This is a genomic window from Corallococcus macrosporus DSM 14697 (assembly GCF_002305895.1).
Lineage (GTDB): Bacteria > Myxococcota > Myxococcia > Myxococcales > Myxococcaceae > Myxococcus > Myxococcus macrosporus.
The window spans coordinates 4317108-4324739 of record NZ_CP022203.1 but is presented as its reverse complement, the minus strand read 5'-3'; the positions used below and the strand labels follow the sequence as shown (position 1 = coordinate 4324739).

Below are 7632 nucleotides of genomic sequence, written 5' to 3'. Positions count from 1 at the left end.
GGTTCAGCCCTCCCCCTCGGTCGCGTCCAGCAACGCGTCCAGTTCCTCGTCGGACAACTGCTCCAGGGCCGCCGGGTCCAGCGCTCCCGACACCCGCGACGTCGGGTCATCCGCGAGCCGCCGCATCGCCCCCGCCATCCGGACCACCACCTCCGCCAACCCGGCCAGCGTGGGCGCCTCGAACACCGCGGTCCGCGGCAACTCCACCCCCAGCGCCTCGCGCACCCGCGCGACGACCTGCTCGGCCATCTCCGGTTGACCGCCCAGGGCGAAGAAGTCGTCCAGCGCGCCGACGCGCGGCTGGCCCAGCAGCTCCGTCCAGATGCCCGCCAGCGCCAGCTCCTCTGGCGTCGCGGGCGCGACGTACTTCACCGCCTGCGCCGAGGACGCCCCACGGGCCTGGAGCGCGGGCCCCTCCACCTGCGCTGCCACGTCGGAGAGGCGCTCCGCGCCGGAGACGAGGGACTCCAGGAGGACGCGCCAGCGCTCCAGCAGGCGGGCCACCTCGTCCGCGTTCACCAGCGCGGGCGCATACGCCAGACTCAGGCGCAGCCGGTCTCCGGGCACCACGTACGCGATGAGCGGATGGTTGCCCTGCTCATGGCTCTCCACGTCCCGCACCTCCAACCCGGGGACGCGCTGCCCCAGCGAGGTGTCGAGCGGGTAGTTCTCGAAGATGAGCAGGCTGTCGAAGAGCGGCAGGCCGCGCGGCAGCTCACTCCAGCCCTTCACCTGGACCAGCGGGCTGTGCTCGTACTTCCGCAGCTCCAGCTGCCGCGCCTGGAGCCGCTGCAGCCAGGGCACCACCGGCGCCTCGGGAGGCAGCCCCACGCGGATGGGGAGCGAGTTGATGAACAGGCCCACCATGGACTCCGCGTCGGGCAGGTCCACGGGCCGCCCGGAGACGGTGGCGCCGAAGACGACGTCCTGCTGGCCCGCATGCCGTCCCAGGAGCAGCGCCCAGGCGCCCTGCGTCAACGTGTTGAGCGTCACCGCGTTGCGCCGGGCGAAGGCCTGGAGCGCCGCCGTGGCCTCCTGCGACAGCCACAGCTTCTCCTCCCCCGTCACGGCGGCGTCCACGCCGGGAGCGGCGGGCCGCACCCCGGGCAGCGGCGTCGGGGCGGTGAAGCCGGCGAGCTCCTCGCGCCAGAACGCCTCGGCCCGCGCCAGCGACTGCCGTTGGAGCCAGGCGATGTAGTCACGCCACGCCGCGGGGCGCGGCAGGGCGGGCTCGCGGCCCTCGATGAACGCCGCGTAGCAGGCGAAGACCTCCTGCAACATCACCCCCACGCTCCAGCCGTCCATCACCAGGTGATGGTGGCTCCAGAGGAAGCGGTACTCCTCATCTCCCAGCCGGACCACCTGCATCCGGACCAGCGGCGCGGGCGCCAGCGAGAAGCCACGGACGCGGTCCTCCTCCACCAGGGCCGCCACCCGGGCGCGCTGCGCCTCCGCGGGGACACCGCGCAGGTCATGCTCCGTCCAGGGCAGCTCCACCTCCCCGTGGACCACCTGGAGCGGCTCGGGCAGCCCTTCGTGGATGAAGGACGTCCGCAGGACGGCGTTACGCGCGATGACCTCCGCCCATGCCCTCCGCAGCGCGGGCAGGTCCGCCTTGCCCCGCGACGTCCACGCGAGCTGCTCGTGGAAGACCCCCGAGCCCTTCGGGGCCAGCGCCACGTGGAAGAGCATGCCCTGCTGGAGCGACGTGAGCGGGTACACGTCCTCCACGTCCGGGAACCGCCGCAGCAGGCGCTCCAGGGCCGCGGACGACAGCCGCGCGAGCGGGAAGTCTCCCGGAGTCCGGCGCGCCGCATCCGGCGTCCCGCGCCCGTCCATCAGCTCCCGCAGCGACGCCAGGAAGTCCGCGGCGACCGCTTCAATGGTGGCCCGGTGGTGGACCTGCGCGCCGTAGACCCAGGTCACCTTCAGCCGGCCCTCGCTCACCACGGCGTTCACTTCGAGCCGGTGCGGCCGCTGGCCGCCGGCGCCGTGCCATGGGCCGCTCGCCTCCTCCGTGAGGGCGAATCGCTCCGAGCCTCGCGCCGCGGCGTCGAGCTGTCCCAGGTAGTTGAAGCCCACCTCCGCGCGCGGCGCGGCCTTCAAGCTTTCAGCCGTGTCGTCACGCAGGTAGCGCAGCAACCCATAGCCAATGCCGTTCACCGGCAGCAGCCGCCGGGCATCGCGCAAGGCCCGCAGCGCGTCTCCAGGACTGCCCGCCTCAGGCAGCGCCACCTCCAGGGGGAAGGTGCTGGTGAACCAGCCCACCGTGCGCGACAGGTCCACGTCGTCGAAGAGCGCCTCGCGCCCGTGGCCCTCCAGCTCCAACCGCACCTCGCGGCTCCCCGTCCAGCGAGACACCGCCCGTGCCACGGCCGTGAGCAGCACCTCGTCCACGCGCGCCCGGTACGCCGACGGCACCTCCCCCAGCAACGCCTTCGTCTCGTCCACGCCGAGCGACACCGTCACCTGGGCCTCCGAGCCCACCACGTCCTCCCCACCGGGCAGGTCCACCGGCAGCGACGGCACGTCTCGCGAGGTTTTCCAGAGCGGCAGCTCGCGCGCGAGCGCGTCCGAGCGCGCGTGTGCCACCAGCCGCTCCGCCCACGCCTTGAAGGACGTCGTCTTGGGGGGAAGCACGACGGGCGCGCCACGCTCCACCTGCGAGTACGCCGTCTCCAGGTCCTCCAGCAGCGGTCGCAGCGAGACGCCATCCACCGCCAGGTGGTGCACCACCAGCAGCAGCCGGGCGGCGCGCCCCGCCCCGCGCTCGAACAGGGCCGCCCGCAGCAGCAGGCCTTCACCCAGGTCCAGGCTCCCGTGGACCTCCGCGCCCACGGCCTCCAGCGCCGCGCCCTGCTCCGCCTCCGGCACGGCGGATATGTCCACGCGCCTGACGGGCACCCGCTCCGGCACGCCCGCGATGGACTGCCGCCAGCCGTCCGGCGCCCGTGTGAAGCGCGAGCGAAGCGCGTCATGGTGCGACACCAGCGCCCGCAACGCCTCCTCCAGGAGCGCCGCATCCACGGGACGGCGCACCTCCAGCACCGCGGCCAGGTTGTAGTGGTGCGGCCGAGGCGGCGCCCACGCGTCGAAGAAGATGCGCTGCATGGGCGTCAGCGGCACGGCGCCTTCCACCAGCCCCTGCTCCGCGACGCTGGCCTTCGCCTTCCCCGCGGCGGCGGCCAGCTCCACCAGCGTCTGCCGCTCGAAGAGCGTGGCGGGCTCCAGCTCCAGCCCCAGCGCCTTCGCGCGCGAGACAATCTGGATGCCCAGGATGGAGTCTCCGCCCAGCTCGAAGAAGTTGTCGTGCAGGCCCACCCGCTCCACGCCCAGCACCTGGGCCCAGAGCGCGGCCAGCGTCTTCTCCGCCTCGGTGCGCGGCTCCACGTACCCCGTCCCCACCCCCGCGCGCGCGGCGTCCGGCGCCGGCAGCGCGGCGCGGTCCACCTTCCCGCTGGGTGACAACGGGAACGCCTCCAGGGACACGAAGGCCGCGGGCACCAGGTGCTCGGGCAGCCGCTCCTTCAAGAAGGCGCGCAGCGCCGGGGCCTCCAGCCCGGCGCCGTGCACCACGTAGCCCACCAACCTGCGCGCGCCCGGCGAGTCCTCCCGGACGACCGCCACCGCGTCACGCACCTCGGGGTGCTGCCGCAGCGCCGCCTCCACCTCCCCCAGCTCGATGCGGAAGCCGCGCAGCTTCACCTGGAAGTCCGTGCGCCCCAGGTACTCCAGCCGTCCGTCCGCGAGGAAGCGGACCCGGTCGCCCGTCCGGTACAGCCTCGCTCCGGCCTCTCCAGACAGGGCGTCCGGGACGAAGCGCTCCGCCGTGAGCTCCGGCCTGCCCAGGTAGCCACGCGCCACGCCCGGGCCCCCCAGGTACAGCTCGCCCGGGACACCGGGCGGAACGGGCTGTCCCCAGCCATCCAACACATACGCGCGCATGTTCGCGACAGGCCGGCCGATGTCCGGGCGCTCCACGTCCAGCTCGGTGGAGAGCGTGGCGCAGACGGACGCCTCCGTGGGGCCGTAGCCGTTGAGCAACCGGCGCCCCGGCTTCCACCGCCGCGCCAGCGCTGGCGTGCAGGCCTCACCGGCCGAGATGACCGTCTCCAGCGTGGGGAGCCCCTCCGGCTCCAACTGCGACAACGAGGACGGGGTGAGCGTCACCGTGGTGATGCCTCGCGCCTCCAACACCTCGCGGAGCGGGGCGCCGGGGAGCAGCGATTCGCGGGAGACGAGGTGCAGCTCCGCCCCGGCCACCAGCGTGGACAGCACCTCCAGCACGGACGCATCGAAGCCGAGCGCCGCCGCCTGGAGCACGCGCCGCCCCGGCCCCACGCCATGGGCGCGGATGACGGTGCCCAGGGTGTTGCAGAGCCCGTGGTGCGGCACCAGCACGCCCTTCGGCACGCCGGTCGAGCCGGACGTGTAGATGACGTATGCCAGGTGCTCCGGCAGCGCGCCCACCTGGGGTGGCTCCACGGGGTTGCGCGCGATGTGGCCCCACTCCGCGTCCAGCGCGACGAGCAGCTCGCCCCCGGCGGGGAGCACGTCCGCGATGGCGTCCACCGTCACCACCACGGACAGGCCGGCGTCCCGCATCATGTGCGTCAGCCGGGCCGTGGGATAGGCGGGGTCCAGCGGGACGAACGCGCCGCCCGCCTTCAACACGCCCAGGAGCCCCACCACCAGCTCCGCGGTGCGCTCCGCGCACAAGCCCACGCGGACCTCCGGCCCCACGCCCAGCGTGCGCAGGTGGTGCGCGAGCTGGTTGGCCCGGGCGTCCAGCTCGGCGTACGTGAGGCGCTGCGCCTCGGCCACCACCGCCACCGCGTCGGGCGTGCGCCGGGCCTGCGCCTCGAACAGGCCATGCAGGGTCGCGCCCTCCGGGACGGGGGCGCGGGTGTCATTCCACGCCACCAGCATCCGCTGACGCTCCACCTCCGACAGCAGGGGCAGCTCCGACACCCGCCGCGACGGGTTCGCGGCGATGCCCTGGAGCAGCCGCACGAAGCGCTCCCACAGCGCCTCCACCGTGGACAGGTCGAACAGGTCCGCCGGGTACTCCAGCCCCCCCGTGAGGCCCTCCGGCGTCTCCCGCAGCTCCAGCGACAGGTCCACCTTGGTGGCGCCGATGTCCAGCTCCAGCATCTTCACGCCCAGCCCCGGCGTGCGGACCTCCACGGGCGGCGTGTTGTGGAACGTGAGCATCGCCTGGACCAGGGGCATCCGGCTCGGGTCACGCGGCACGCGCAGCTCGTCCACCAGCCGCTCGAACGGAATCTCCTGGTGCGCGTATGCGCCAATCGACGCCCGCTTCACCTGACGGAGCAGCTCCACGAAGGTGGGCGCCCGGGAGAAGTCGCCCCGGATGGCGAGCGTGTTGAGGAAGCAGCCGATGAGCCCTTCGAGCTCGGGCCGGTTGCGGCCGGCGGCGGACGTCCCGACGATGATGTCGTCCTGCCCCGAGTACCGGTGCAGCAGCGTCTGGAACGCCGCCGTCAGCACCATGAAGGGCGTGGCCCCCTCGCGGCGGCCCACCGCCCACACCGCGTCCATCAACGGCTTGTCCACGGAGACCCCGAGCCGGCCGCCCCGCCCCGTCCACCGCGCGGGGCGAGGTCGGTCCGTCGGGAGCTCCAGCACCTGCGCGCCCGCGAGCTGCTGCTTCCAGTACGCGAGCTGGGCCTCCATGCCTGGCCCCTCCAGCCACCCGCGCTGCCACGCGGCGTAGTCCGCGTACTGCACGGGCAGCTCGGGCAGCGGCGACGGCCGGCCCGCCGCGAGCGCCCCATAGCCCGCCACGAGCTCGCGGAAGAGCACGCCTCCGGACCAGCCATCCGAGGCGATGTGATGCAGCGTCAGGTGCAACACCGACACGGCCTCGCCGACACGGATGTGCACGGCCCGCATCACCGGCCCGTGCTCCAGGTCGAAGGGCTTGCGCGCCTCGGCCAGGGCCAGCGTCAGGGCATCCGCCTCGCGCGCCGCCAGCGTCTCCCCGCGCGCCGTCAGCCGCTCCAGCACCAGCGGCATGGACGGCGCGATCACCTGATGCGCGCCTCCGTCCTCGAGCGCGAAGGTGGTGCGAAGGACCTCATGCCGGTCCACCAGCGCGTTCAGCGCGGCCTCCAGGAGTCCTTCGTCCACCGCGCCGTCGAGCCGCAGCGTGACGGTGTTGTTGTACGCGATGCCCGCCGGATCGAGCTGGTGGAGGTACCAGATGCGCTGCTGCGGGAAGGACAGCGGCAGCGGCTTGTCCCGACCCACGCGCACCACCGGCGTGGACGTCGCGGAGGGCGCGTCCGGGACCACCGCCCGCGCGGCGGCGGGGCGCGTCCCCACCGTGTCGCGAGCCGGCTGCGCGGCTGGACGCCGCGCCTTCGTCGCACGTCCGGGCGCCACGAGCTCGACCTCGCCGGGGGCGCGGAAGCGGGCCTTCTGGCCCGTCACGAAGAAGCGCTCACCCGTGCCAGGGACGGTGATGAAGCGCGCCCGCGTGGCCTCGGCGTCGTTCCAGAAGCCGAGCGGCACCGCCGCGCCGCCCAGGGCCAGCTCCCCCACCACGCCCACGGGCACCGGCTCGCCCGAGGCGTCCCGCACATACGCGGGCGCCGACGCGGCGGACGGCCACGCCGCCCCCACCAGGGAGGCCTCCACCGTCACGCTCCGCGCCGGGGGGGTGACGCGCTCGGGGTCGCCGCCGAGCACCCAGAGGCGGACGCCGCGCACAGCGTCTTCCGCCCCGGGCAGCGCCGCCAGCGCGCGCGCCTGGGACGGCGCGCAGCGCAGCGTGGTGACGCCCTCGTCGCGGACCAGCGCCAACAACGCGCCGGACCCGGCGTCCCCCTCCGTCAGCACCGCCTCGGCCGGCGGCGCCCGCACCTGGCTGCGCTGCCGCAGCACGTCCAGCAGGCGCAGGCTGGACATCATCGGCTCCAGCTCGACGCCGAAGTCGACGAGGCAGGCAATCTCGTCCACGTCCAGGGCGCGCACGCGCTCCACCACGCGCGCGCAGTCCTCCACCGAGCCGAAGAGGCCGCCCTCGCGGATGTAGTGCTCCACCCCCTGGGCGAGCATCACCTCCACGTCCTCCGGCGTGAGGCCTCGCACGTCCACCTGGAGGCCCTGGCTGGCCACCAGGTTGGCGAACACGTCCACCGAGCTGCGGAAGTAGCGCAGCAGCGGTTCGCGCACCGCCTCGCGCACCGCGTCCAGGTCCTCGCCGAGGAAGGTGTGGAGCATCAACGTGACCTGGCCCCGTCCGGACCGGTGCCCGGCCTTGCGGTACGTCTCGCGGTACAGCGCCACCTTCGCCGCCAGCTCGTCCAGGTTGGAGCCCAGGCCCAGCACGTTGGTGAGGATGCCCGCCCCCACCTCGCCCGCCTTCCGGAAGGTCTCCGGGTTGCCGGTGGACGTCAGCCAGACCGGCAGCTCCGCCTGCTTCGGCTTGGGCCGCAGCGCCAGCTCCACCTCGTGGCCGGCCCCGTTGCGCCGCAGCACCGTGCCGCCCCGCCACAGCCGCCGCACCTCCTCCAGACGCTCGATGAGCACCTCGCGCCTGCGGTCGAAGGTGCCCGGCGACAGCGAGAAGTCGTTCGCGTGCCACCCCGTGGCGAACGACAACCC

General features: G+C 74.0%; 1 pseudogene (cut by a window edge). It reads right to left on the bottom strand.

Annotation, left to right across the window (positions count from 1 at the left end):
* Positions 1-3: 3 nt before the first annotated feature.
* Positions 4-7632 (bottom strand): annotated as a pseudogene (locus MYMAC_RS38665) (amino acid adenylation domain-containing protein); it runs 5471 nt beyond the window's last position.